The organism is Halorussus rarus (genome assembly GCF_003369835.1).
Taxonomy (GTDB): Archaea; Halobacteriota; Halobacteria; order Halobacteriales; family Haladaptataceae; genus Halorussus; species Halorussus rarus.
Genome location: NZ_QPMJ01000001.1, coordinates 1,596,723 through 1,622,632, shown reverse-complemented (window position 1 = coordinate 1,622,632; position 25,910 = coordinate 1,596,723). Strand labels below are relative to the sequence as shown.

The following is a 25,910-nucleotide window of genomic DNA, read 5'->3' as shown; positions in this document are numbered from 1 at the left end:
GGTAGAAAACGCCGCATTACACCGGCGGCGGGTCGCCACAGGCCGGACCTGTCCGGCGCGCCGTCGGGGAGTCAGCAGCGCGGGTCGGAACGGCGCACCGGTCGGAGCGTCACCTCACCGGTCGGAGCGTCGGCGCGGCGAGTCAGAGGATCGTGCCGTGCTTCTTGTCGGGCAATTCCTTCTCGACGCCCTCGTAGAACGCGAACCGGTTCTCCAGTTCGGTCCGGAGCGTGCTCGGCGGGACGATCTCGTCGATGACGACCTCGCTGGCCATCCGGTGGACGTCGATGTCCTCGCGGTACTCCTCGCGGAGCTCCCGCTCCTTGGCCGCGCGCTCCTCCTCGTCGTCGATCTCGGAGAGCTTCCGGGCGTACACCGCGTTGATGGCTGCCTCCGGCCCCATGATGGCGATCTCGCCCGACGGGAGTCCGAGGACGCTCTCGGGGTCGTACGCCGGGCCGCCCATGGCGTAGATGCCCGCGCCGTAGGCCTTCCGGACGACGACGGTCTGCTTCGGCACGGTCGCCGACGAGGTGGCGTAGATGAACTTCTTGCCCTTCTCGAGGATGGCGTCCTTCTCGACCTGCGACCCGGCCATGAAGCCGGGGGTGTCGCAGAGGTACAGTAGAGGAATATCGTAGGCGTCGCAGGTCCAGATGAACTCCGCGGCCTTCTCGGCGGCGTCGGGGAAGATGGCGCCGGCGCGCTGGGCGGGCTGGTTGGCGACGATGCCGACCGGCCGGCCGTCGATGCGGGCGAACGCGGTGATGATCTCCTTCCCGTACTCGGGCTTGAGCTCGAAGTACGACCCCTCGTCGACCACGCGGTCTATCACGTCGGTCATGTCGTAGCCCTTGTTCGGGGCCTGCGGGACGATGGAATCGATTCCCTCCGGCGACTTCGCGGGGGGCTTGCCCTCCCGCTTCGGGGGCTCGTCGTCGGCGCTGTCAGGGAGGTAGCCGACGAGCTCCGCGACCAGCTCGCGGGCGTGCTCCTCGTCGTCGGCGACCAGGTCCGCGCTGCCGGAGTACTTGGCGTGGACGTCCGGGCCGCCGAGCTCCTCGAGTTCGATCTCCTCGCCGGTGACCATCTCGACCATCCGCGGCGAGGCGATGGCCATCGCCGACATGTCGCGGACCATGACCGTGAAGTCGGCGAAGACGGGCGTGTAGGCCGCACCCGCGATGCAGGGGCCGTAGAGCACGCAGATCTGGGGGACCCGCCCCGAGAGCATCGAGTGGTTGTAGTAGTACTTCCCGATTCCCTCGCGGTTGGCGAAGAAGCCGGTCTGCTGGTCGATGCGCCCGCCCGACGAGTCCATCAGGTAGAGCACGGGCTTGCCCGACTTGAGCGCGCGCTGCTGCATCCGGAGGAACTTCTCGACGCCCTTCTGGGCCATCGACCCGGCCTTGACGGTGAAGTCGTTGGCCATGAAGTGGAGCTCCCGGCCCTCGAACTCGGCCGCGCCGGTGAGCAGGCCGTCGCCCGGGAGCCGGTCGTCGCTGTCCTCGACCTCGGGGCTGTCGGGGTGCCAGGCGTCGAAGTTGGCGAACTTCCCGTCCTCGAACAGCATCCCGTCCTCTCCGAACCAGAGGTCGAGCCGGTCGCGGACGAACAGCTTGCCCTGCTCGTCGAGGCGCTGTTTGTACTTCTCGGGCCCGCCGAGTTCGATGTCCTCGATCTCGTCCCAGAGCGCCCGCTCGCGGTCGGTCGGTCCGAGGTCGTCGCCGGCCGAGGTCCCAGGCGCGGCCGACGACCCACCGTCGCCGGTCGCTGCCCCGGGAGACCCCGCTCCGGCTGCTCCTGCCTCGGCGACCGGCGCCTCTCTGACCACGGCCGGGGCGTCGGCGTCGCCCACGAACACTTCGACCTCGTCGCGGACGTGCCGGGCGAGCGCCTCCGCGATGGCGGAGGCCTCCTCGTCGGTCGCACCGTCGCTGACGCGGACTTTCATGTACAAGCGTCCGGCGAGCAATTTCAAACCGTTTTCCATTTAGGTGCGAATATTGCCACCGGCGGACTCCGCCGCGGTCCGGACCGTGACCCGACCGCCCCTCTCACCCGAGCGCGATGAGCGAGATGCCGACGACGGCGACCGCGCCGGCGACCAGCCGGAGCCCGAACCGGTCCTCGCCGAGCAGTAGACCGCCGAGCACGACCGCGACGATCGCCTGGGTGTTGAGGATGGGCGAGACGATGCTCGCCGGCAGGACCGCGAACGCCTGGGTCATGAGGTGGGTCCCGACCGCGACGACGGCGCCGAGCGCCGCGAACGTCGGCAGCGCGGCGGCCACATCGCCGGACCACTGGCGGGCCGCCAGCGGGAGGAGCACGACCGCGACCCCGCCGGTGTAGACCAGCACCCAGACGTCCGAGCGCACCCCGACGCCCTGGAGCACGACGCGAGTGCCGACGTCGACCGCGCCGTAGAGGGCGGCGCTCCCGAGCGCGAGCTGGGCCGGCCGGTGAGTCGCAGCCCGGCGGATCGGCGCCAGTAGCCCGGTGGACTGGTAGTTGGCGAGGTAGACCGCCAGCGTGGCGAACCCGACGCCGACGAGCTGCGACGGCGCCAGATGCTCGCCGACCAGCAGGACCTCCAGCGGCAGGGTGAACGCCGGGACCAGTTTGCCCAGCGGGGCGACGTACGAGACGTCGCCGGCGTTCAGCGCGTAGAGCAGCGCGAGATACGCCGCGGCGCTGGCGACCAGCACGAAGCCGACGAGCGCGACCCCCGCGAACGTGACCTCGCCGACTGGCGGCCCCTCCGCCGGCCAGAGCGCCGCGACCGGGAAGTACCACGCGACGCCGGCCGCGTTCGCGCCGACGATGACCACCGCGGGCGGGTACCCCGAGACGTACCGCTTGAGTCCGAAGAGGTAGCCGCCCCAGACCAGCGCCGCGACCGCCGCGTACCAGATGCCGAGTCCTACCACGAGGCGCCTCTTCTCGGTGGGTCGGGAAGAAACGCCCGGCCGAGGTCCGACGGGGGTTCGGTCGCTCGGCCATCGCTCCGCTGGCGACCCCGCACCGACGCGGGCGCTCGGCCTCATCCCGCCGGTAGGCTTTCCGGCGTCCGGGGCGACCCAACTGCCATGAACCTCGATTCGTACACCGAGCGCTTCGCGACCCGCGACTGGCAGACCGCCGAGGAGGGGACCGTCCGGGTCGCGCTGCTCGGCCTCGGCGGGTTCGCCCGCGACCACGTCCTGCCGGCGCTGGAAGGTCACGCCGCGACCGACCGCACACAGTTCTGCGAGGTCTCGGCGCTGATCAGCGGGTCGTCCGGGAAGGCCGAATCGGTCGCCGACGAGTACGGCGTCGAGGCCGTGCTCACCTACGACGAGTTCGAGGCGGGCGAGGGAGTCGACGCCTTCGACGCCGTCTACGTCGCGGGGCCGAACGCGCTCCACCTCGACTACGCCCGGACCGCGGCCGACCACGGCAAGCACGTCCTCTGCGAGAAGCCAATCGAGACCACGGCCGACCGCGCCCGCGAGATGGTCCGGGTCTGCGAGGAGGCGGACGTGACCCTGATGGTCGCTTACCGGCCGCAGGTCGAGCCGGCCCACCGCCGCCTCCGGGAGATGGTCCGGGACGGCGTCCTGGGCGACCCGGTCGCGTTCCACGGCTGGTTCACGGGCCACATCCTCGAGCAGGGCGGTCCCGACCAGTGGCGGCTCGACCCCGAACTGGCCGGCGGCGGCGCACTGATGGACGTGGGGGTCTACCCCCTCAACGCGGTCCGGTTCCTGCTCGACGCGGACCCCGTCGGGGCCCGGGCGACCACCAGCGCTCCGGACGACCAGTTCGAGGGACTGGACGAGCACGTCGCCTTCCAGCTGGAGTTCCCCGGCGGCGCGACCGCCTCCTGCACCGCGAGCTACGACGCCCAAGCCGACGACCGCCTCCGCATCGTCGGCACCGATGGGCAGGTGGAGATGAACCCGGCGTTCAACTCCGAGATTCATCCCACGCTCGAAATCGGGGTCGGCGACGAGTGCGCGGCGTACACCGGCCCGTACGTCAACGAGGTGGCCGAGGAGTTCGACTACTTCGCCCACTGCGTGCTGACCGACACCGACCCGGAGCCCGACGGCCGCGACAGCGTCGCCGACATGGAGGCGGTCGAGGCGATCTACGAGTCGGCCGAGACGGGCCGCCGGGTCGATGTCGACAACGCGGGAATCTGACGCCGACTCGGAACACGCGAAAGACGAATGTGAAAAGGGCCGCTTACGCGAACTGCGATTCCAGCCGCTCGATGAGGTCCCGGTTACCAACGTACACCGGCGTCCGCTGGTGGAGCTCGTCGGGTTCCACGTCGAGCAGCGACGCCTCCCCGTTCGAGGAGCGCCCGCCCGCCGTCTCCACGAGGTAGCCGATGGGGTACCCCTCGAACTGGAGCCGGAGCTTGCCCTCGGGCCGCGATTCGAGTTCGGGATAGGCGAAGATTCCCCCGTAGGTCATCACCTGGTTGACGTCGCCGATCATCGCGCCGCCGTACCGGAGCTTGAGCTCGTCCTCCACCTCGTCGGCGTAGGCGGCGAACCGGTCGGTCCAGTCGGGTACGCGCCCGCCGAACCCGTAGACCGTGGGCTCGTCGGGCAGGGTCACGTCCTCGCGGACAGCCTTGCGTTCGGCGTGGGAGCTGCGGTCACCGTCTCGCGGCTCCGCCGTCTGCTCGCCGCTATCGCCGCTCGCACGGTCCGAGGGACGTTCCGCGTCCCTCGCTACTCGACTGTCCGAGGCGCGTCGCGCCTCGCTATCTATCACGTACTCGGTCGCCTCGCCGTCGCGCGCGACCATCATCGTCGTGATGGGCCCGTAGAGGACGTACGCTGCGGCGACGAGTTCCGCGCCCTTCGCGGGAAGCTCGGCGTCGTAGACCCCGAGGATGGTCCCCATCGTGTTGTTCGGCTTGAGGTTCGACGAGCCGTCGAGGGGGTCGACGGTGACGGCGTAGCTCGCGCCGGCTTCGCTCGGGTCACCATCGCCGGCCTCGACGATGCCCTCGCGCTCCTCGCTGGCGTACTGGGCGATGCCGTCGATGGCGGTCAGACGGGCCTCGAGCAGTTCGTCGGCCCACACGTCGGCCGCCAGTTGCTCCTCCCCGCTGGGGTTCTCGCCCTCGGCCTTCCGCCGGCGACCGACCAGCCCGCCCCGTATCTCGGGGGCAGAGAGGGCGACGGTCTCGACCGCGGCCGTGACGGGGTCGTCGCGGTCGACGATGGGTCCGTCGGCGTCGAGTTCGGTGTCCGTCGCGACGTCCGGGTCCGGCCCGCTCATTCGTCGAGCGCTTCGTCGGCGGTGGCTCCCTCGAAGATGACCTGCTCGAGCGAGTCGAGGATGCGCTCGGGCTCGTCGCGCTGCCAGACGTTGCGGCCGACCGCGAGGCCCGACCCGCCGGCGTCCATGACCGCCTCGACGCTCGAGAGGAACTCGTAGTCGCTGATCTTCGACCCGCCCGACATCACCACCGGCACGTCGCCCGCGGACCGGACCGCCCACTCCATCGACTCCCGGGAGCCGGGGTACTTGACCTTCGCCATGTCGGCGCCGATCTCCAGCGCGATGCGGGTGGCGTAGGCGATGACGCTCTCCTTGGTGTCGTTCTTCAGGCCCTGGCCGCGGGGGTACGACCACATGACGACCGGCAGGTCGTGCTCGGAGTGGGCCGCTTCCTGGATCTCGCGGAAGTCCTCGTACATCTCGGTCTCGTGGTTCGACCCCGAGTAGACCGTGTAGCCCACCGCGTCGGCGCCCAGCTCGGCGGCGTAGTCGACCGTCCAGTTCTTGGGCGAGTAGGGCTCGCCCGTCCAGAGGTTGCTCGTGCCGTTGAGCTTCGCCAGCAGGTTGACCTGGTCGTCGTAGGAGGGGTAGTACCGCTCGGCGACCCCCTTCTGGACCGCCAGCGACGTCACCGCGTCGTGGGTCGCGATGTCGAAGATCCGCTCGGGGTCCAGCGTCTCCGGCACCGAACTGAAGTCAGCGGAGGGGCCGTGCTCGAGCCCGTGGTCGTAAGCGAGGATGAGCGCCTTGCCGTCGCGCGTTACCGGGGAGTCTTCGAGTGGTATCATTCGTTTCGAAGTCCGGTAACATCGCATAAGAGTCTTACTGGTCGCGCAGGCGAGACGAAGTCGCTCTTACGGGCGCGAAGGTGCGCGAGACGCGACGTGAACCCGGTTCGCCTGAAGAGTACTTACTACCGAAATAGTAAAAATCAGGCCAGCTCGCGGGCGGCGTCGCGCCAATCGGCGACCCGCTCGCGGTCGAGGCCGAGCGAGTCGGCGAGGTGCTCGGGATCGGCGGTGGCGAGGCTCCGGACCGAGGTCACGCCGCCGTTGGCCAGAGTTTCGGCGGTCCGTTCGTCGACGCCCGGGACGTCTGTCACCGGGTCGGGACGACTCCGCTCGCGCCACGCGGCCTCGGCGGCCTCGGCGGCCCCGCTGCCGTCGGTCGAGGCCTCCATCGGCGCGGACGACTCGCCGGTCGGCGACCAGTCGCCGCCGGTCGCGTCCGCACCGTCCGGGTCCGCTGACTCCCAGTCGCCGCTGCTGGCGGCGACCCACGCGCGCTCGTCGTCCTGGAGTCCGCGGACCTTCTCCGACCGCTGCGCGAGCGAGTCGTCGTCCTCGTCACTACCGCCGAACGACCAGTGAAGCGAGTGCTCCTTGCGTAGGCGCGTGGCGACGCCGGCGTTGACGCCCGCACCGACGAGCATCTCGTAGGACACCTCCTTCTCCGGCAGGCCGGTCGCGTCGAAGTCGGCGTCGGCCAGCACCTCCGCGGTCGCGGGACCGACGAGGTGGATGTCTGTCAGCGCAGTCACGCCGTCGGTCGGTTCGTCGTCGGGGGCATCGTTTTGGCTCACGGGGCGTCACCGAGTTAATTTCGGAGTCTCACTGACGGGGCTTGAATGTTTTGCCCGGAGCGAAAGAAGATCGCCGGTGCGGCGGCCGCGACGCCGGACCGCGGTCGAGTGGCGTCCCGGCTTCGGTAGGCTTACGCCACGGGCGCAAGAATTGCCGGGCATGGTTCGGACGCTCGACAGCATCCAGCGTATCGGCGTCGTCGGCGCAGGCACGATGGGCAGCGGCATCGCGCAGGTCGCCGCCCAGCAGGGTTACGACGTCGTGATGCGCGACGTGAAGGAGGAGTTCGTCCAGAACGGCTTCGACTCCATCGAGGACAGCCTCGACCGGTTCGTCTCGAAGGACAAACTGACCGACGACGAGGCCGAGGCGACGGTCGAGCGCATCGCGGGGACGACGGACCTCGCGGACCTCGCGGACTGCGACGTGGTGGTCGAGGCCGCGGTCGAGGACATGGACATCAAACAGGACATCTTCGCGGACCTCGACGAGGCGATTCCCGAGGACGTCGTGCTGGCGACCAACACCTCTACGCTCTCGATAACGACCATCGCGGCCGCCACCGAGCGCGAGGACCGGGTCGTCGGCCTCCACTTCATGAACCCCGTGCCGGTGATGACGGGCGTCGAGGTGGTCGTCGGCGAGAAGACCGACGAGGAGGTCGTGGAGTTCGCCCACGCGCTCGCCGAGGACCTCGGCAAGGAGACCTGGGAGTCCGACGACAAGCCCGGCTTCGTCACCAACCGCATCCTGATGCCGTGGCTCAACGAGGGCGTCCGGGCATACGACGAGGGCGTCGCCTCCAAGGAGGACATCGACAAGGGGATGAAACTCGGCACGAACGTCCCGATGGGTCCGCTCGAACTCGCCGACCACATCGGGCTGGACATCTGCCTGGACGCCAGCGAGACGCTCCACGAGGAGCTGGGCGACCGCTACAAGCCGGCGTACCTGCTCAAGCGCAAGGTCGACGCGGGTGATCTGGGCAAGAAGACGGGCGAGGGCTTCTACGAGTACGACTGAATCGAGAAGTGTCGGACAGGTTACTGGTGTCGCCGCAGCCGGCAACGAACGGCGTCGGGGTCAGTCTCTCGCCGGTCACGACGGCGTGAACTGCTCGTCCTCCATCCGGGCCCGGAGCTCGCCGATCTTCTCGCGCTCGACGTTGCCCGACTTGAACAGCTGGATGAGTCCCATCACCTCCGTGCGGGAGACCTTCACGCCGCCGTCCTCCACCACGTCCTCGGGGCGCTCGAGCAGTTCGCGGCTGGTGCCGACCGCCAGCAGGTACGGGATGGCCCACGCTTCGAGGGTGTTCCCTTTCGATTCGGGGAGCACCTCGAGGTAGCGCTGGGCGTCGTCCATGTAGCCGCGGGCGTGGCGGGTGACCCGCCGGATGACGCCGGCGACCGCGGTCCGGTTCTCCGGGTCGGTGACGTTCGACGGGCTCACCCCGTGCTCGCGGAGCCACGTCGCGGGCAGGTAGACGTTGTTCTCCTCGCGGAAGTCGTCGGAGACGTCCTTGGCGACGTTGACGAGCTGGAGCAGCAGCGCGAACCCGCGGGCGTTTGCCCGGAGCACCTCGGCGCGCCGGTCGTCGACGTCCTGGGCGACCAGATTGGTGATGAGCTCGCCGACGGTGCCCGCTGCGTACCAGCAGTACTCCTCGAGCTCGTCGATGGTGCCGATGCGGAGGCCGCCGTCGTCCTCGTAGCGCTCGACGAACTCGGCCATTCCCCTGACCAGCTCGCTGACCGGCGGGTAGATTGCCGACTGGGCGTCCTCGCCCAGCGACCGGAAGGTGGCGACGACGCGGGGCGACTCTGCGACCACGTCCCAGTCCTCGCGGGCGACCTCCTCCGCGTCGACCTCGTCGGCGTTCGCGGGCAGGTGGGGCTCGACGGCCGCCCGGAACTCCTCGATGCTCGTCTCGTCGTCCGGGTCGAGCGCCCGGTCGTAGAGGGTCAGGAGACGGGACTGGGTCTCCGGCGGGACGTGACCGGCGTCCTCGACCGTATCGGCGACGCGACAGAGCAGGTAGCCGACGCAGATGTACGACGCCATCGGCTGCTCGAGCACGTCGATGGTGATGGCGAACGTTCTCGACACGCCCTGGACGGCCTCGAAACACCAGTCCATGTCGGCGTCCGGGCGTTCGGTGAGCGACTCCGTATCCATTGACTTCTGGGTTCTTAGGACGCGAGATTGAAAAGCTTGAGCAAATGCCTTAGCGTTTACCGCCGTCGGAATCCCCGCCGTTGGCTCTGGGCTGTCCGGCGATTGTGCCGACACTTTCTTGTACTCGGTCGAGGCGGGCCGTAACCGTCACCGACCCAACGTTTATTCCGGCGCGCCGCGTTCGAGTACACATGATTCCGACACCCAGGGACGCCGCCAAGGTGCTCGTCGGCAAGCCGCTGGGCATCGAGACGAACCGACTCAACGTCGCGTCGTTCGTCCTGCAGGCCGCCATCGCTCTGAAGAACGGAAAGCCCACGCGGGCGTTCCTCCTGCTCGGGGCCGCCAGCGTCGCGCCCAGACACCCCGCTGCGTCGTGGCTGCTCCAGGGCGCGCTCGCGGCGGACGACGTCCGGCGGAAGCTGTTCTGACCGCGAGCGGCCGCTCGGGACCGGCCTCGGTTCGAAGGGAAAGCTAAAGGACGGCGTGCCCGCAAGTTTTGCGCATGGACTTCAGCCTCTCCGCCGAACAGAAGCAGATACGCGACATGGTCTCGGAGTTCGCCGACGAGGAGATCGAGCCCCGGGCCGACGAGATCGACGAGACCGACGAGTTCCCCGCGGACCTCGTCGACCAGATGGCCGACCTCGGCCTGATGGGGATGCCGTTCCCCGAGGAGTACGGCGGGGCGGGCCTCGACTACCACTCCTACGCCATCGGGCTGGAGGAGATCTCCCGGGGCTCGGGCGGCCTGGGGACGGTCGTGGCGGCCCACACCAGCCTCGCGGGCAACATGCTCTACGCCTTCGGCGACGAGGAGCAGAAGCAGGAGTACCTCACGCCGCTCAACCGCGGCGAGGACATCGGCGCGTTCGCGCTCTCGGAGGCGGGCGCCGGATCGGACGTCCCCGCGATGGACACGACGGCCGAGAAGGACGGCGACGAGTACGTGATCAACGGCGGGAAGCTCTGGATCTCGAACGGCTCGGTCGCCGACACCGTCACGCTGTTCGCCAAGACCGACCCCGACGCGGGTAACAAGGGCATCTCGTCGCTCGTCGTCCGGCCCGAGGAGGACGACGGCTTCCACGTCGAGGGCACCGAGGACAAGCTCGGCGACAAGGGCTGTCCGACCGCCGAGCTCCGTTTCGACGAGATGCGTATCCCCGAGGACCGCCTGCTCGGCGAGGAGGGCCGCGGGTTCGTCCACGCGCTCAAGACCCTGAACGGCGGGCGCATCACCATCGCGGCCCGGTCCATCGGCATCGCGCGCGCCGCGCTCGAAGACGCCCTGGAGTACTCCCAGGACCGCGAGCAGTTCGACCAGTCCATCTCGGAGTTCCAGACCATCCAGCACAAGCTCGCGGACATGGACACCAAGGTCCAGGCCGCCAAGATGCTGATGCACCGCGCTGCCGACCGCAAGATGCGCGGCGAGGACTTCATCAAGCAGGCCGCCCAGGCCAAACTCTACGCGTCGGAGATCTCCCGCGAGGTCGCCAACGAGGGCATCCAGATCCACGGCGGGTACGGCTACACCAAGGACTTCCCCGCCGAGCGGTACTACCGCGACTCGAAACTCAACGAGATCTACGAGGGTACCAGCGAGGTGCTGCGGAACACCATCGCGAACGAACTGCTGGAGTGAGGGCACGACCCCCTCGCGGGAGGACACCCTACTCCGCAACCTTCTCACGCATCCACTCGAAGTGTTCCCTGACCCGACGCTCGCCCGCCTCGGTCAGGGCGTAGGCCTCGTGGATACCCTCGGTACGCTTCTCCACGAATCCCTTCTCTTCGAGCGATTTCAGCGCGCCGTAGAACGATTGAGAGTCGATGTGGGCGTCGTAGTGGGCTTCGAGGCGGGTCTTGAGCGACTGGCCGCGGAGCGGTCCGTCGTCGTACAGCAGGACGCAGAGGTCGCGCCGCCGCCCGCTCGGGAGCCATCTGGTCATGCGAGAGATATTCCTCCGGGCGGGTACGACGTTTGCGCTTTCGAATCGCGTCAATCCTTACGGCGACACGATTCGGCGGGGCGACGAGAGACGTGGTCGGAGGGGAACGTGACCGTTATCGGTGTGTTTCGAGCGGAGAGACGACCGCAATGAGGACGGGGAACCGGGAAACGAACGATGCGGGCAGATAACATCCCACATACCATCCTCTGTTCGAACGAACGATGCGGTTCCCGACCTACAACTGCCGGATACCCAGTGCGGTCACCGACACCCCCGGATCACCGAGCTCGATTTATCGTTCGAAACTATTGATTCGAAATACCTCCGTTTTCCCATCATTAGGCGTTGATTCTCGACGATTTTGTTCTAACGGCCGTTACTATTATGATGTTTGATAACAATCGAGGTTACGGATTTATAGGATGCCCAATAACAAAAGGGGGGTTCGTTGTGGTGTTCCGTGCGACCCACAGGTCGCGGTACGAACTCATGAGAGCAAACGAGACAAGAATCGGGCGCGCAACGGCCCTCGTACTGACCATCTTGATGGTAGTCAGTGTGATGAGTATCGGGATGACAGGAGCGGCTGTCGCGCAGGATGAGAACTGTCAAGAGGAAGAGGATGAGCTCGAGCTCGAACAGGAGAACGAGCAGGACGCTGACGGTGACGACAACACCCAACGGCTGAAACGGATCGTCTTTGAGAGTTCCGACGCGGAACAGGATATCGATGATGGCGACGATAACTGCCAGGAGGTAGAGCAGGAGAGCGAAGTTGAGATGGAGAACGAGCAGGACGCTGACGGTGACGACAACGTCCAAGACGTTGACCAGGAGGGCGACATCGAGCAGGAGAACGAGCAGGAGGTCGAAGACGGCGACGACAACGAGCAGGAGGCCGAACAGGAGGACGAACTCGAGCAGGAGAACGAGCAGGAAGCCGAGGGCGACGACAACGAGCAGTACGCCGACCAAGAAGGCGAACTGGAGAACGAGAACGAGCAGGAGGTCGAGGACGGCGACGACAACGAGCAGGAGAACGAGCAGGAGAACGAACTCGAACAAGAGAACGAGCAGGAGGTCGAAAGTGACCTGGTCGACTCCGAAGGCAACGAGCAGGACGCCGAACAGGAGGGCGAGCTCGAGAACCAGGGCGAGCAGGAGGTCGAAGACGGTGACGACAACGAGCAGGAGGGCGAGCAGGAGAACGAACTCGAACAGGACAGCGAGCAGGAAATCGAAGACGGCTTCGACAACGAGCAGGAGTCCGAACAGGAGGGCGAGCAGGAGAACGAGTTCGAGCAGGAGGTCGAAGACGGTGACGACAACGAGCAGGAGGTCGAGCAGGAAAACGAGGGCGAGCAGGACGTCGAACAAGACATCCGGCTAAGTATCGGCGACCAGCAGGAAGCGGAACAGGACCTCGAACAGGAGAACGAGGCCGAACAGGAAGTCGAAGACGGTGACGACAACGAACAGGACGCCGAACAGGAGAACGAGGGCGAGCAAGAGGTCGAGCAGGAAGCTGACGACGCGTTCGACAACGAACAGGAAGCCGAGCAGGACCTCGAACAGGAGAACGAGGCCGAACAGGAAGTCGAAGACGGTGACGACAACGAGCAGGACGCCGAGCAGGAGAACGAGGGCGAACAGGAGATAGAGCAAGAGCTCGAGGACCTGGCCGACGACAACGAGCAGGAGGGCGAGCAGGACCTCGAGCAGGAGAACGAAGTCGAACAGGAAGTCGAAGACGGTGACGACAACGAGCAGGAAGGCGAACAGGAGAACGAAGGAGAACAGGAGATCGAACAGGAAGTCGAGGACGGCATCTTCAACGAGCAGGAAGGCGAACAGGAGGGCGAGCAGGAGAACGAGTTCGAGCAGGAGGTCGAAGACGGTGACGACAACGAGCAGGAGGGCGAACAGGAGAACGAACTCGAACAAGAACTCGAGCAGGAGATAGAAGACGGCGACGACAACGAGCAGGAGGGCGAGCAGGAAGCCGAACAGGAGAACGAGGGCGAGCAGGAAGCCGAGGGTGACGACAACGAGCAGGAACTCGAGCAGGAGAACGAAGGCGAGCAAGAGGGCGAGCAAGAAGTCGAAGACGGTGACGACAACGAACAGGACCTCGAGCAAGAACTAGAACAGGAGAACGAGGCCGAACAGGAAGCTGACGGCGACGACAACGAACAGGAGGCCGAACAAGAGAACGAGGCCGAGCAGGACGCCGAACAGGAAGTTGAGGACGGCGACGACAACGAGCAGGACGCCGAACAGGACATCGAACAGGAGAACGAGGTCGAACAGGAAGCTGACGGCGACGACAACGAGCAGGACGCCGAACAGGAGAGCGACGTCGAGCAGGAGAGCGATCAGGAGATAGAAGACGGCGACGACAACGAGCAGGAGTCCGAGCAGGACGCCGAAGTCGAACAGGAGATCGACCAGGAGACCGACGGCGATGACAACGAGCAGGAGGTCGAACAGGACGCCGAGGTCGAGCAGAACAGCGAGCAGGATATCGAGGACGGCGACGACAACGAGCAGGAGCAGAGCTCCGACGTTGAGGTCGAGCAAGAGGACGAGCAGTACACCGACGGCGACGGCAACGAGCAGAGTTCGAGTTCGTCGATAAACGTCGAGACCAACCAGACCCAGGAGTCCGACAGCATGGCCCTGCCCGCGTCCGTGACCCAGCCGGCGAGCGTTTCGGCGACCCAGTCGAGTGCGTTCGCAGTGACTGACGTTCCGAGCGCGGCAGTCGTCGAGGTCTACGCCGCGGTCTGAATCGCTACCCCGGATCACCTTTTTTCGGACGTCGTCGTCGAGTACGGTCGGGAGTGGCAGCTTCCCGGTACTCGTACCGCCGCGTTCGTCCGGGACGAACCGGTACCTTCGACTGCCACCGACTCGAACTCCCGGCCATGACCGAACAGGAGGCCGAACGCGAGGACGTCACCGCGCGATACTACGAGACCGACGACGAGCGCGTCATCGAGTTCGACCGCGGCGGCGCGACCGCCGCGGTGGCCCAGAACGTGGAGGGGTACGCCATGCTGAAGATCCGACCGAGCCCCGACGGCGACGAACTCGAACGCTACTACGGATTCGACATGGCGCTGGACCACGCCGCCGAACTGCTCGGCGTCTCGCCGAACGACATGCCGGTTCCCGAGGCGGCCGAAGACATGGGGATGTGACCCATCGACTCCTCCCGATGCAATCGCGCTGCGAGTACACAACATCTATCCCCCGTGCGGCCGCAGTTGGTCGCATGACCGAGTACACCACCGTCTCCATTCCGAAGGACCTGGCCGACCGCGTCGACGAGACCATCGAGGGGACCAGCTTCTCCAGTACCAGCGACCTGGTGCGATTCCTGCTCCGGAGCATCGTCATCCAGCACCAGAAGGAGGGCCAGTTGACCGAGTCGGAGTTCGAGGAGATCACGGGTCAGCTGCGCGAACTCGGGTACCTGGAGTAGCGACCGGGTCAGGCCAGCGACTCCGCGGGCGGTTCGGCGTCGACGACCTCCAGCGGCTGCCGGCGGCCCGACCGGTCGAACGCCGCCAGCGACGACTCGTCCCACGGCGGGACCGCGACGAGTATCGCCTCGTGGAGGTCGTCGGTCTTGTCCACCCCGAGGTTGCCCCTGGGGTGGGAGACGAACCGGCCCTGGGTCTGGCCGGCCGGAACCGACAGGTCGACCCCGAACACGGCGGTCAGCGACTTCCCGGCGTCAGGCGGGTAGAAGTGCGTGAAGACCGGGGCTTCCGCCGGCAGGTCCTCGATTCCTTTCAGTTCGCCCGCGGGCGTGACCGCGAGCGAAACCGTGAGATCGTCCGGCTCCGACTCCGCCGCGAAATTCAGCAACACGTTCGCCAGACCCCGAGTTACGTACACCACATCCGCCTTTAGAGGCGTCCCTGTTTAACCATACTGCCCCGCACGACCTCTGGTCGGTGGAGCCAGGGTCGTGGCGAGTGGTAACTGTTTTCAATGGTGCGGGTAGTCGTCTGACTTACGTCAGACGCAAAAATGTCTCGTAAAATATAGAATATTTTATACTACCATAGCTATTACCAATTGGTGTGATGGCTGAAACCGATCTGACCACGTACCTGAAGGAAAATCCGCGAATGATGGGCGTCCTGTTCACGATGCTGCTGCTACTGTCGCAGGCAGGGAATGCGTCAGGTGCGCTTTACGGAACAGTTGCCGGACCGTGAATTTAAATTTCCGAGAGATTAACGTCTTCACTCCAGATAAGCTCACCGTCTATTCTTAGAGGGACGTTTTCATCGCTCAAGAAGAACTCTAATTCAGGTTCCGACATTTTAAATTTGTTAATTTCACCGGGGGCCAAGCTATATTTGTTTTCATCCCCGAATTTTGGCATGCTCATCATACCCATTCCTTTATCATTCGAGATGTAACCATGAACAGTAACATCATACTGCTCACCGTCTACTTCTATCTCGCTCAGTAACGCAACGCCACTCTCCGTCTGAACCACGTCCACGTTCCCGTCACCGACCACGATGTACTGGTTCCCGACGATGCTCCGCGTCTTCGCGATCGAGAGAGCAACGCGGAGCGGGAATCCGCGATTCAGCAGGCGGACCATGGTCTTGCCGACCCTGACCGCGCCGCTGTTGATGACGTCGCTGAGGGTGACGACACCGCCCACGCTGCCCGCCTCGATGAGCGCCATCCCCTGGTCGTAGGACTGGCAGGCGTTCAGCATGAACGCCTCGGCGCCGACCTCCTCGACGTCGGCCGCGTCGAGGTGGCCGTCGGCGCACTCGAAGCCTCTGTCGTCGATGTGACCGATGTAGTGGAGGAACGCCGTCTCCTCGGCGAGCACCTCGCGGAGCCGATCGGTCGTCAGGTCGCGGTGGACCGCCACGTCGAACGGGAGCGACTCCCGCGAACCGTACACCTCCGCGGCGATGTCGCGCTCCTCGTCCATCGCGGTGTCGTTACAGACGACCGCGATTTCGATGTCGCCGGAGCTCGTTTCCTGGTCGAGGCGGTTGCGGAACGCGGTCGTGGTGGCCTTGCTGGCGTCGACCGGCGCGTGGTCGCCGAGCCACGCCTGCTCGACCGAGTCGGTCCGCTCGGGTTCGACCACGGGGAGCGTCTCGGTCGACTCGGCGGTGCTCCGGGTGAACGCGCCGTCGGTCGTCCCGCCGTCGCGCGCGACGCCAGCCACCGCGGCCCCGGCGTTCTCCGCGGTCGGCCGGCGGACGTCCGGCGTCCGGACGACCGCGAGGTCGTCGACCAGGAACGGCAGCGAGGAGACGTTTTCGGGCGTGGGGTCGACGTGGGTCGTCAGCTTCCAGGTCGGCACGTGGTCCGCGACCACTTCGAACGGGACGGAGAGGTACGCCTCGAGGCGATCGGCCAGCGACCGGCCGTAGAGGTCCGCGAAGTCGAGGTCGACGAGCGGTTCGACCGCCTCGCGCTCGTGCAATCGGACCGGGTAGTACCCCTCGGTTCGGGTGACGCAGTCGAAGAAGAACGTCTGCTGGAGCGTCCGCGCGACCGTCTCCTCGAACCCCTGCGGGCCGTCGAGCGGGTACTCGAACCCCGCGTCGGTGACGATCTTGGCGGTAGTGCTCGGCACCAGTTCCGCGCCGAGGTAGAACGCGAGCGGCGCGGCCACGTACGCGCGACCCCGGTCCGGCGGCAGTTCGATGCGGACGCCGGTGTCGGGCGTGTCGAGCCCGTCCGGAACGCTAAGCTCCTCGCCGAGTTCGATCAGCGGCGGGTGACCCCGCAGGGTCGGGAACGACCGCTCGGGCGAGGTGGTCTTCAGCGCCGACCCGAGCGTCGAGAGCGCGGCCATCACGTCGCGGGGGTTCTCGGTCGTGGTGACCGTCGCCGCCGGGCGCTCGTGGTGCGACCGCGCGCCGACTCGCACTCCGGTCTCGGACCCGAACCCGAACCGGATCCGGTCGTCGCTCGCTGTGACCGACAGCGGACCGTCGACCGCGAGGTACAGCTTCATCGGCGTGCACAGCTCGACGTCGTATGCTCCGGCCGGGAGCTGTCGGTCGGTTCCGGGGTTCACCTGGAGGCGCATCTCGCCGTCGGCGTCCCGAACGTACGACGCCACGAACGTCGGCAGTTCGACCGCGCCGGTCTCGATCGACACCGCCTCGTCCACGGGGAACCGGAAGGCGCCGGCGTCGGCCGGCGTCGGCGAGACGTCGGTCGGCGTTCGAATCGCGTAGGTGCGGCGCTCGATGTGGTCCCTGACCTCGACGCCGCGCTGGCCGGCGGTCGGCTCGAACGAGAGGCTCACGGCCCCACCTCCCGCCGTTTCGGAGTCGAATCCACCCCTCGGAGGAAATGCATATCTTCTCGTTTACGGCGACACTCCAAAAATTTATCGCCGCGTCGGGCTCGGAGATTATCGCGGCCGTTACCGCTGGAACAGCAGCCGCAGGCTCTGGGCGTAGAGTTTCGGCGCCGCCCGCCGCGACCCGTCGAGGGCGTCGGCGAGCGCACGCGTCGCGTCGTCGGACACGCCGCGTCCGTGCCCGACCAGCACGCGCTCGGGCCGGAGGCCCCGCAGCCCCGACGGCGGGGTCAGCCGGAGCATCGGGTGGACGCCGATCCGCTCGCCGGGCGTGGTGAAGTACGGCGCGTTGCCGACGCTCTCGGGGACGACCAGCGTTCCGGACTGGTCGTCGTAGAGCGCCGCCTCCTCCCAGCCGAACCTGTCGAACACCTCCAGCACGCGGTAGTCCGTGTCCGGCAGGGTGTCGTCGAACCGGCGGAGTTCGGCGTCCAGCTCCTCGACCTCGTCGAACCACGCGGGGACGTAGACCGGAACGTCGTGACGGCGCGCGACGGCGTCGGCGTCGCGGTAGTGGCGGTTCAGCAGGACGACGACGCCCGCCACGTCGCCGAACTCCGCGAGCAGGTCGTCGATGCCCGGGGCGTCGACGGGGTCTATCACCCAGACGCCCGCGTCGGTGGCGAGGGCGTGGCTGGCCCGGAGCATCGTCTCGTTCGGGTGGGCGATCCAGCCCACGCCGCCGTCCCAGCGGGCTATCTCCTCGTAATCCGTCGCGGGCTGTGACTTCTTCATCGGCATGGCCGCCGGTACGGGGCCGAGCCACAAAATCCCCACCGACGACCCGGCGACGAGTGCGGTCCCGGTGACGAGAACTGGGGGTCGCGCCGTCGTCGGCCTCCGGCCCGTGACGTCTCGAAGTCAGGTCGCGCACGGGGGTTTATGCGCCGGGCGTGCGTACGACGGGACCATGCTCTCGGGGTTGCGATGGCTGGCGCTCGAAGCGAAGCACCTCGACCGCGCGCGGGAGTTCTACGCGAGCCACCTCGACCTCCCGGTGGTCCGCGAGGGCGACGGCGAAGTGGTTCTCGACGCCGGCGGGTCCGACCTCGTCCTCCGCGAGCCCGGCGGCGTGCCCCGCGGCGGGGTCCACACCCACTACGCATTCGCCGCACCGCCGGACCGCTACCGGGCGTGGTACGACCGGCTCGCGGAGTCGTTCGACCTCACGGAGTTCGACTTCGGCGGCGCGAAGTCGTTGTATTTCTACGACGCGGACGGCAACTGCGTCGAGATCGGCGGCGTCGGCGAGGGCGACGCCGACATCACCGAGATCTTCGAGATCGTCCTCGAGGTCGAGGACCTCGCGCGCGCCGAGTCGGTCTACCGGTCGCTCGGCTTCGAGGTCGTCGACCGCGGCGAACAGCGCCGCAGGGTCCGCCTCGCCGGGCCGGTGGACCTCGAGCTCTGGGAACCCCACCTCGGCATCGCCGACGCCCGAGGGGGCCTCCACGTCGACGTGGGGTTCGCGGCCGAGGACCCCCACGCCGTGGCCGATGCGGTCCGCGACGAGGTGTGTGCGGTGGAGGAGCTGGACGACGGCGTGCGCGTGCGCGACCCGGACGGTCACTATTTGACGTTCCAGTAGGTGTTCTACTCGGCGTTCCAGTACTCCCTCCCGGAAGCGAGTCGGCTCAGAGCCGGTCGGTGTCCACGCTCACGTCGCCGGGGGTCACGATGAGGAACTCCCGGAAGTGGACGAGGTTGCCGCCGCGCTCCTTGACGCGCGGCGCGAGGTCGGCCGCCAGCTCCGCGAGGTCGCCCTCGATGGCCAGCACGAGGACGTCGCCGCGGTCGACGACCTCGAACCACTCGCGCTCGTCGGTCTCGCCGTCCAGTTCGCCCAGCACGATGCGTCGGTCGCCCTGCTCGCGGTCGGTATCGCCGTCGTCTATCTCCTTCTCGACGGTCTGGAGGTCGAGGTCGAAACTGCCCATACGCGGCCGCTCGCACTCCCCCGGCAAAGTCCTTGCCCCCGAGGGCGGTCGGACACCGAGAAACTAGGATGTAGCTGCCAGAACGGCGCGCTCCTCAGTCGTCGTACTCTCGCTTGAACCCGCGGAACTCGGTGCGGTGGGCCTCCTCGTCGGCGAGGATGGTCACCGCGATGTCCTCGGTCACCGGGTCCTCGTCGCCGGCGGCCGTGATGAGCGACCGGTACGTCTCGATGGCGTCCTCCTCGGCGTCGAGCACGCCGTTGATGACCGACAGCACGTCGGTGCTGTCCTCCGGCGGCTGGAGGCTCTCCTGGCGGGCCTCGAAGTCGTAGGAGGCCGGCGGGCGCTCGTCGAGCTGCTTGAGCCGCTGGCCCAGCATCTCGGCGTGGCCTAGCTCCTCCTGGATGTCGGTCTCGAGGCTCTCCTTGACCTCCTCGGCGCTCACGCCGTCGAGCACGATGGAGTTGGTCAGGTAGTTCATCACGGTCTCGATCTCGTCGCTGTACGCCTTCTTGAGCAGGTCGGTGACCTCTTGAGTCGTCATGCAGGTGCCACTTCGTCCGCCAGCTACCTTACTGTTGTTGCTGGGGCAACGTCGGTCTGGGACGGCCACAGGGCGATAGCTCCGGCAGGTCCGAGTAACTGACTGGGAACTGGTAGCACCGCGCCCGAGTATCTTCCACAGGAGAATGTTGAAAATCAACGATTCGCCGAGTGAATCGCGCCTGTGACGATTGTCTGAGTATAAGGTAGACTTAGGACATACGGGGAATTACAGGCCGTTTCAGTCGGGCGATTTTCCGTTTTCGCCTCCCCGACGGCGACCGTCCCCAGCCCTCCGCCGTCTGTCGCAGCGACACAGTTAAATAGGAGAAGGTGGCCAGAACGGGATACGATGTCCGACAACGACATTGGTTCGTCCGGTACCAGCCGGGCGGGTCGAGTTCTTCGACGGCACGCTAGCTACTGAGACCGAGTTCGAGTCCGCGCGGGTGTTCGACACGACCCTGCGCGACGGCGAACAGGCTCCCCGTACCTCCTTCTCCTACGACGAGAAGCGAACTATCGCCGACGCCCTCGACCGGATGGGCACCCACGTCATCGAGGCCGGGTTCCCCGTCAACTCCGACGCCGAGTTCGAGGCCGTCAGCGACATCGCCGCCAGCACGACGACGACCACCTGCGGGCTGGCCCGCGTGGTCGACAAGGACGTGGAGGCCGCCATCGACTCCGGCGTCGAGATGGTCCACGTCTTCGCCTCGACCAGCGACGTCCAGATCGAGGATTCGATGCACGCGACCCGCGAGGAGGTCGTCGAGCGGTCGGTGCAGGCGGTCGAACGGGTGAAGGAGGCGGGCGTCACCGCGATGTTCTCGCCGATGGACGCCACCCGGACCGACGAGCAGTACCTCGAGACGGTCGTCGAGGCCGTCTCCGAGGCCGACGTCGACTGGATAAACATCCCCGACACCTGCGGCGTCGCGACGCCGGGACGGTTCGCCGACCTGGTCCGACTGGTCGACGAGCACACCGACGCCCGCATCGACGTCCACACCCACGACGACTTCGGCATGGCCTCCGCCAACGCCGTCGCCGGCTTCGAGGCCGGGGCCGACCAGGCCCAGGTCTCGGTCAACGGCATCGGCGAGCGCGCGGGCAACGCGGCCTACGAGGAGGTCGTGATGGCCGTCGAGAGCGTCTACGGCGTCGACACCGGGATCGACACGACCGGCATCGCCGAGCTCTCGGCAATCGTCGAGGAGTACAGCGACGTCCCGATACCGGCGAACAAGCCGGTCACCGGCGATAACGCGTTCGCCCACGAGTCCGGCATCCACGCCGCGGGCGTCATCGAGAACTCCGACACGTTCGAGCCGGGCGTGATGACTCCCGAGATGGTCGGCGCCGAGCGGGAGTTCGTGCTGGGCAAGCACACCGGCGCGAACTCGGTCCGCAAGCGCCTGGAGGACAACGGGTTCGCCCCGACCGACGCCGAGGTCCGGGAGGTGACCCGCCGGGTCAAGGACTACGGCGCGGAGAAGAACCGCGTCACGGTCGCCGACCTGGAGCGGTTCGCCCGCGAGGCCGACGTGACCCGCGAGGAATCGGAGGTCCGCGCCTGATGGCGACCGCCGGAGTCGCCCCGTCCGGCCAGCCGCGCGCGGCGGCCGGGCGGAACGGTAGCCGACTCGCCCGAAGCGGGGGTTGCCACCGCGGAAGCGACGCGGGCCGCGGCGTCTCCGGCGGGACGGGACCCCGTCGATTCTCGCGCAAGGGTTGCCACGCGGGAAAGGATTATGAACGTCGGGCCCGGTACGTATCCAGTAACGATGCGACAGTCGACCACTGCCACCGGCGCGAGACGCCTCGCGCCCCGCGACCGCCCGGGCGCGACCAGCCCGGCCGCCGCGAGCAGTGCGACTGTCGAGCGCGTGATTATTGTAGGGGCTTGAGCCCCTACACTACCACTTCTCCGACCCGACGTTCCGCATCGTCTCCAGACCGACAAGCGCGCTCGACCGACAGTGACACGCACAACAACGACACCCCAGGACGCACAGCCAGCAGAGTATCGACGACCGACCGGTTCGGGAGTGGTCCGCCGTGAGTGAGTCCGCACCGCGGCGCGCCGACCCCGACGAGGCCGACGCCGAGGAGTCCTCGACCGAGGCGACGGCCGACGACGCACGCACCGAGCCCGAGACCGAGGAGAAACGGGTCCAGACCGGCGCCCAGTCGGTCGTGACCGCCCTCGAGAACGCGGGCGCCGAGACCCTGTTCGGCATCCAGGGCGGCGCCATCATGCCGGTGTACGACGCGGTGTTCGACTCGCCGCTCCGCCACGTCATGATGGCCCACGAGCAGGGCGCGGCACACGCCGCCGACGCCTTCGGCGTCGTCTCGGGCACGCCGGGCGTCTGTCTCGCCACGTCCGGGCCGGGCGCGACCAACCTCGTGACCGGCATCGCCGACGCGAGCATGGACTCGGACCCCGTCGTCGCGCTCACCGGCCAGGTGCCGACCGAGTTCGTGGGCAACGACGCGTTCCAGGAGACCGACACCACCGGCATCACCGCGCCCATCACCAAGACCAACTACTTCGCCGACCGGGCCGACACCGTCGGCGACGTGGTGGGCGAGGCGTTCGCCTACTCGGCGTCCGGCCGGCCCGGACCGACGCTCGTCGACCTGCCGAAGGACGTGACGCAGGCCGAGACGACCCGCGAGCCCGGCGAGGCGACGACGCCCGACACCCACCGGCCGCGGACCGACGCCGACGCCGAGTCCGTCCGTGCGGCCGCGCGCACGCTCGAACGCGCAGACAAGCCCGTCATCCTGGCGGGCGGCGGCGTGCTCAAGGGCGAGGCCAGCGAGGAGCTCCGGGCGTTCGCCCGCCGGTACGAGATTCCGGTCGCCACCTCGATGCCCGCGGTCGGGACGTTCCCCGAGGACGACGACCTGGCGATGGAGATGGTAGGCATGCACGGCACCGGCTACGCCAACATGGCGACCACCCACTGCGACGTGATGCTCGCGGTCGGCACCCGGTTCGACGACCGGCTCACCGGCGGCGTCGAGACGTTCGCGCCCGACGCCGAGGTCCTGCACGTCGACATCGACCCGGCGGAGATCTCGAAGAACGTCCACGCGGACGTCCCGCTGATCGGCGACGCCGGCACGGTCCTCGAGCAGCTCGACGACGAACTGGGTAGCGAGACCGGGATGGACGCCGACGCCATCGCCGACGGCTACCGGGAGTGGCGCGAGCAGTGCCGCGAGTGGAAGGCCGAGTACCCGATGGACTACGCCACGCCCGACGACGAGCCGCTCAAGCCCCAGTTCGTCGTCGAGGCGCTCGACGAGGCCACCGGCGACGACACCATCGTCACGACCGGGGTCGGCCAGCACCAGATGTGGGCGGTCCAGTACTGGACCTACACCCGGCCCCGGACGTGGGTCTCCTCCCACGGCCTCGGCACGATGGGCTACGGCCTGCCCGCGGCCATCGGCGCCCGGTTCGCCGCCGAGGACGACCAGCAGGTCGTCTGCTTCGAGGGCGACGGCTCGTTCCTGATGACCATCCAGGAGCTGTCGGTCGCGGTCCGCGAGGACCTGGACATCACGGTCGCGGTGCTCAACAACGAGTACATCGGGATGGTCCGCCAGTGGCAGGACGCCTTCTACGACGGCCGCCACTCGGCCTCCGAGTACTCGTGGTGCCCCGAGTTCGAGCCGCTGGCCGAGGCGTTCGGCGCCCAGGGCTACACCGTCGAGGACTACGACGAGGTCGCCGACACCGTCGCGGCCGCGCTGGCCTACGACGGCCCGTCGGTCATCGACTTCCGCATCGACCCCGCGGCGAACGTCTACCCGATGGTGCCCAGCGGCGGCGACAACGGGAAGTTCGCGCTATCGGAGGACCAGCTATGAGCTCGGAGGACGAGAGCGGCGACGTCGGGAACAGGGGCGGCGAACTCGCCGGCCCGCGGCCGGAGGAGCGCCCCGATCCACAGGGCCGGCGGAACAAGCACGGCGTCCGCATCGACCCTGCGGTCGAGGCCGAGCAGGAGACCCGGACCGCGGTCGTCTCCGCGCTGGTCGAACACGAGCCAGGCGTGCTGGCGAAGGTGTCCGGGCTGTTCTCCCGGCGGCAGTTCAACATCGAGAGCCTGACGGTCGGGCCGACGACGGTCGACGGCCACGCCCGCATCACGCTGGTCGTCGAGGAGACCGACGCCGGCATCGACCAGGTGAAGAAGCAGGTCGCGAAGCTCCGGCCGGTCATCCAGGTGGGCGAGCTCGACGACCACGCGGTTCAGGCCGAGCTCGTCGTGCTGAAGGTGCGGGGCGACGAGCCGGACAAGGTCCACGCCATCACCCAGATGTACGAGGGCCAGACGCTCGACGCCGGGCCCCGGACCATCACGGTCCAGATCACCGGCGAGCAGCACAAGATCGACGACGCCATCGACGCGTTCCGGCAGTTCGGCATCATCGAGATCGCCCGGACCGGCCAGACCGCGCTGGCGCGGGGCGACACCCCGACCACGCCCGGCGAGGAGCCGGGCCACGCCAAGGAGAGCGGGGAATCTGACGACGAGGAGCCCGAGCGGGTCGAGACCGGAACGTACGACGACTGACCCGAGACAGACTCACCGACAAACTACACACGACAGATGACAGAGAACGACGAATTCGACACGACAGTGTACTACGACGACGACGCGGACGACGCGTACCTCGACGACAAGACCGTAGCCGTGCTCGGCTACGGGAGCCAGGGCCACGCCCACGCCCAGAACCTCGCCGACAGCGGGGTCGACGTGGTCGTCGGCCTGCGCGAAGAGTCGTCCTCCCGGGACGCCGCCCGCGAGGACGGCCTGGACGTGGCGACGCCCAGGGAGGCCGCGAGCCGGGCCGACATCGTGTCGGTGCTCGTGCCCGACACGGTCCAGCCCGCGGTGTACGACGACGTCGAGGACGAACTCGAGGCCGGCGACACCCTCCAGTTCGCCCACGGGTTCAACATCCACTACGGCCAGATCGAACCCCCGGAGGACGTGGACGTGACGATGATCGCCCCGAAGTCGCCGGGCCATCTCGTCCGGCGCAACTACGAGAGCGGCGAGGGGACGCCCGGCCTGCTCGCGGTGTACCGCGACGCCACGGGCGACGCCAAGCAGGAGGCGCTGGCCTACGGGAAGGCGATCGGCTGCACGCGCGCGGGCGTGGTCGAGACCACGTTCCGCGAGGAGACCGAGACCGACCTGTTCGGCGAGCAGGCGGTGCTCTGCGGGGGCATCACCGAGCTCATCAAGGTGGGCTACGAGACCCTGGTCGACGCGGGGTACAGCCCCGAGATGGCCTACTTCGAGTGCCTGAACGAGATGAAGCTCATCGTCGACCTGATGTACGAGGGCGGGATGCGCGAGATGTGGGACTCGGTCTCGGACACCGCCGAGTACGGCGGGCTCACCCGCGGCCCCGAGATCATCGACGAGGACGTGCGCGCGAACATGGAGGAGGCGCTCGAGGAGGTCCAGAACGGCGAGTTCGCCCGGGAGTGGATCTCGGAGAACCAGACCGGCCGGCCGGTGTACCGCCAGCAGAAGGAGGCCGACGTGAACCACGACATCGAGGACGTGGGCGCCAGGCTCCGCGCCCTGTTCGCGTGGGCCGACGAGGAACAGGCAGAGGAATCGACCGAGGACGACGAGTCCGAGCGAGTGCGAGCGGACGACTGAGACAATGAACCGAACAGACCGACACGAGGCGACCGAGCCAGACGAGACGACCACCGAGCGCGGCGCGACGCCGATGCGCGACGTGAGCCACACCCACCCGCACGCCGCCCGCGGCACCGTGAACCGGCCCTTCGAGCGCGGGCCGGTCGTCGCCGCGGACGGGGGTCGCCGGGAGGCAGTCGAACCGGAGGCCGCTGAAGAAGAGGTGGACGAAGAGAACGAGGCTGCCGACCGGATGAAGGACGTGAGCCACACGCCGCCGCACGACGACGGCGAGAGCGCGGACCGCGTCTTCGAGCGGGGCGGCGAGTACCGGACCGTAGAGTCCGAAGAGTGAGCCCGTAGCGATG

26 protein-coding genes are annotated in these 25,910 nt (G+C 67.6%); 14 read left to right on the top strand and 12 right to left on the bottom strand.

The annotated features are described in order from the left end of the window. Positions 1-142 precede the first annotated feature (142 nt). Both DVR07_RS07785 and DVR07_RS07780 read right to left on the bottom strand, forming a co-directional pair. A complete protein-coding gene (locus DVR07_RS07785; RefSeq protein WP_115796161.1) occupies positions 143-1,954 on the bottom strand; it encodes an acyl-CoA carboxylase subunit beta in 1,812 nt (603 codons plus the stop codon). A 103-nt stretch (positions 1,955-2,057) separates the two neighbouring features. Then, entirely contained in the window at positions 2,058-2,933 is an 876-nt protein-coding gene (locus DVR07_RS07780) for a DMT family transporter (protein WP_240318860.1), read from the bottom strand. A gap of 159 nt (positions 2,934-3,092) precedes the next feature. On the opposite strand from DVR07_RS07780, the gene gfo6 reads away from it, so the two are divergent. Further along, the gene (gfo6, locus tag DVR07_RS07775) at positions 3,093-4,190 is read left to right on the top strand and encodes a D-xylose 1-dehydrogenase Gfo6 (protein WP_115796159.1); all 1,098 of its coding nucleotides are present in this window, start codon (positions 3,093-3,095) and stop codon (positions 4,188-4,190) included. 43 nt (positions 4,191-4,233) lie between these two features. Here the strand turns inward: gfo6 and DVR07_RS07770 are convergent, their stop codons facing one another. The 3 genes from DVR07_RS07770 to DVR07_RS07760 all read right to left on the bottom strand — a co-directional run bounded on the left by DVR07_RS07770 (position 4,234) and on the right by DVR07_RS07760 (position 6,871). Further along, positions 4,234-5,286, bottom strand: coding sequence for a class 1 fructose-bisphosphatase (locus DVR07_RS07770; RefSeq protein ID WP_115796158.1), 1,053 nt, complete (start codon positions 5,284-5,286; stop codon positions 4,234-4,236). After that, positions 5,283-6,077 (bottom strand): class I fructose-bisphosphate aldolase, encoded by a 795-nt coding sequence (locus DVR07_RS07765; RefSeq protein WP_115796157.1) that lies wholly within the window; start codon positions 6,075-6,077, stop codon positions 5,283-5,285. Before DVR07_RS07765 ends, DVR07_RS07770 begins: the two co-directional genes overlap by 4 nt. Positions 6,078-6,220: 143 nt before the next feature. After that, the gene (locus DVR07_RS07760; protein ID WP_240318859.1) at positions 6,221-6,871 is read right to left on the bottom strand and encodes a DUF7409 domain-containing protein; all 651 of its coding nucleotides are present in this window, start codon (positions 6,869-6,871) and stop codon (positions 6,221-6,223) included. A gap of 160 nt (positions 6,872-7,031) precedes the next feature. Here DVR07_RS07760 and DVR07_RS07755 point away from each other — a divergent pair, with 160 nt between their 5' ends. Continuing rightward, positions 7,032-7,895: a 3-hydroxyacyl-CoA dehydrogenase family protein gene (locus tag DVR07_RS07755; protein ID WP_115796156.1), complete on the top strand. Its 864-nt coding sequence runs from the start codon at positions 7,032-7,034 to the stop codon at positions 7,893-7,895. 75 nt (positions 7,896-7,970) lie between these two features. Here the strand turns inward: DVR07_RS07755 and DVR07_RS07750 are convergent, their stop codons facing one another. Then, a complete protein-coding gene (locus tag DVR07_RS07750; protein WP_115796155.1) occupies positions 7,971-9,050 on the bottom strand; it encodes a phytoene/squalene synthase family protein in 1,080 nt (359 codons plus the stop codon). Positions 9,051-9,241: 191 nt separating this feature from the next. Between DVR07_RS07750 and DVR07_RS07745 the strand changes: the two genes are divergently transcribed. Then, positions 9,242-9,481 carry a hypothetical protein gene (locus DVR07_RS07745; protein WP_115796154.1) on the top strand — a complete coding sequence of 80 codons (240 nt, stop codon included), beginning with the start codon at positions 9,242-9,244 and terminating at the stop codon, positions 9,479-9,481. A 74-nt stretch (positions 9,482-9,555) separates the two neighbouring features. After that, complete coding sequence (locus DVR07_RS07740; RefSeq protein WP_115796153.1) at positions 9,556-10,698, top strand: acyl-CoA dehydrogenase; 1,143 nt, start codon at positions 9,556-9,558, stop codon at positions 10,696-10,698. Positions 10,699-10,726: 28 nt separating this feature from the next. On the opposite strand, the gene DVR07_RS07735 is transcribed toward DVR07_RS07740, so the two are convergent. Next, a complete protein-coding gene (locus tag DVR07_RS07735; RefSeq protein WP_115796152.1) occupies positions 10,727-11,005 on the bottom strand; it encodes a PadR family transcriptional regulator in 279 nt (92 codons plus the stop codon). A 576-nt stretch (positions 11,006-11,581) separates the two neighbouring features. On the opposite strand from DVR07_RS07735, the gene DVR07_RS07730 reads away from it, so the two are divergent. From DVR07_RS07730 to DVR07_RS07720, 3 genes are all read left to right on the top strand, one after another. Beyond that, positions 11,582-13,798, top strand: a complete 2,217-nt coding sequence (locus DVR07_RS07730) for a hypothetical protein (protein ID WP_162829480.1) — start codon at positions 11,582-11,584, stop codon at positions 13,796-13,798. 137 nt (positions 13,799-13,935) lie between these two features. Beyond that, complete coding sequence (locus DVR07_RS07725; RefSeq protein WP_115796333.1) at positions 13,936-14,211, top strand: DUF7111 family protein; 276 nt, start codon at positions 13,936-13,938, stop codon at positions 14,209-14,211. A 74-nt stretch (positions 14,212-14,285) separates the two neighbouring features. After that, positions 14,286-14,495, top strand: a complete 210-nt coding sequence (locus tag DVR07_RS07720) for a ribbon-helix-helix domain-containing protein (protein WP_115796150.1) — start codon at positions 14,286-14,288, stop codon at positions 14,493-14,495. Between the two features lie 8 nt (positions 14,496-14,503). On the opposite strand, the gene DVR07_RS07715 is transcribed toward DVR07_RS07720, so the two are convergent. After that, positions 14,504-14,917, bottom strand: coding sequence for a hypothetical protein (locus tag DVR07_RS07715; RefSeq protein WP_115796149.1), 414 nt, complete (start codon positions 14,915-14,917; stop codon positions 14,504-14,506). Between the two features lie 188 nt (positions 14,918-15,105). Between DVR07_RS07715 and DVR07_RS22490 the strand changes: the two genes are divergently transcribed. Continuing rightward, complete coding sequence (locus DVR07_RS22490) at positions 15,106-15,240, top strand: DUF7503 family protein (protein ID WP_255457492.1); 135 nt, start codon at positions 15,106-15,108, stop codon at positions 15,238-15,240. Positions 15,241-15,242: 2 nt separating this feature from the next. Here the strand turns inward: DVR07_RS22490 and DVR07_RS07710 are convergent, their stop codons facing one another. Both DVR07_RS07710 and DVR07_RS07705 read right to left on the bottom strand, forming a co-directional pair. After that, positions 15,243-17,321, bottom strand: a complete 2,079-nt coding sequence (locus DVR07_RS07710) for a hypothetical protein (protein ID WP_115796148.1) — start codon at positions 17,319-17,321, stop codon at positions 15,243-15,245. A 120-nt stretch (positions 17,322-17,441) separates the two neighbouring features. Then, a complete protein-coding gene (locus DVR07_RS07705; protein ID WP_115796147.1) occupies positions 17,442-18,119 on the bottom strand; it encodes a hypothetical protein in 678 nt (225 codons plus the stop codon). A gap of 169 nt (positions 18,120-18,288) precedes the next feature. Here DVR07_RS07705 and DVR07_RS07700 point away from each other — a divergent pair, with 169 nt between their 5' ends. Continuing rightward, positions 18,289-18,966 carry a VOC family protein gene (locus DVR07_RS07700; RefSeq protein WP_115796146.1) on the top strand — a complete coding sequence of 226 codons (678 nt, stop codon included), beginning with the start codon at positions 18,289-18,291 and terminating at the stop codon, positions 18,964-18,966. A 46-nt stretch (positions 18,967-19,012) separates the two neighbouring features. On the opposite strand, the gene DVR07_RS07695 is transcribed toward DVR07_RS07700, so the two are convergent. Both DVR07_RS07695 and DVR07_RS07690 read right to left on the bottom strand, forming a co-directional pair. Next, positions 19,013-19,315, bottom strand: a complete 303-nt coding sequence (locus DVR07_RS07695) for a DUF5779 family protein (protein ID WP_115796145.1) — start codon at positions 19,313-19,315, stop codon at positions 19,013-19,015. Positions 19,316-19,409: 94 nt separating this feature from the next. Beyond that, positions 19,410-19,859, bottom strand: coding sequence for a ferritin-like domain-containing protein (locus tag DVR07_RS07690; RefSeq protein ID WP_115796144.1), 450 nt, complete (start codon positions 19,857-19,859; stop codon positions 19,410-19,412). Positions 19,860-20,205: 346 nt separating this feature from the next. Here DVR07_RS07690 and DVR07_RS07685 point away from each other — a divergent pair, with 346 nt between their 5' ends. From DVR07_RS07685 to DVR07_RS07665, 5 genes are all read left to right on the top strand, one after another. After that, positions 20,206-21,438, top strand: coding sequence for a LeuA family protein (locus DVR07_RS07685; protein WP_205410982.1), 1,233 nt, complete (start codon positions 20,206-20,208; stop codon positions 21,436-21,438). Positions 21,439-21,919: 481 nt separating this feature from the next. Beyond that, positions 21,920-23,746: a biosynthetic-type acetolactate synthase large subunit gene (gene ilvB, locus DVR07_RS07680; RefSeq protein ID WP_115796142.1), complete on the top strand. Its 1,827-nt coding sequence runs from the start codon at positions 21,920-21,922 to the stop codon at positions 23,744-23,746. Next, positions 23,743-24,456, top strand: a complete 714-nt coding sequence (gene ilvN, locus DVR07_RS07675; RefSeq protein ID WP_115796141.1) for an acetolactate synthase small subunit — start codon at positions 23,743-23,745, stop codon at positions 24,454-24,456. The genes ilvB and ilvN overlap by 4 nt, the downstream gene beginning before the upstream one ends. A gap of 36 nt (positions 24,457-24,492) precedes the next feature. After that, positions 24,493-25,560 carry a ketol-acid reductoisomerase gene (gene ilvC / locus DVR07_RS07670; RefSeq protein ID WP_115796140.1) on the top strand — a complete coding sequence of 356 codons (1,068 nt, stop codon included), beginning with the start codon at positions 24,493-24,495 and terminating at the stop codon, positions 25,558-25,560. A 4-nt stretch (positions 25,561-25,564) separates the two neighbouring features. Then, positions 25,565-25,897 (top strand): hypothetical protein, encoded by a 333-nt coding sequence (locus tag DVR07_RS07665; protein WP_240147451.1) that lies wholly within the window; start codon positions 25,565-25,567, stop codon positions 25,895-25,897. The last annotated feature ends 13 nt before the right edge of the window (positions 25,898-25,910 follow it).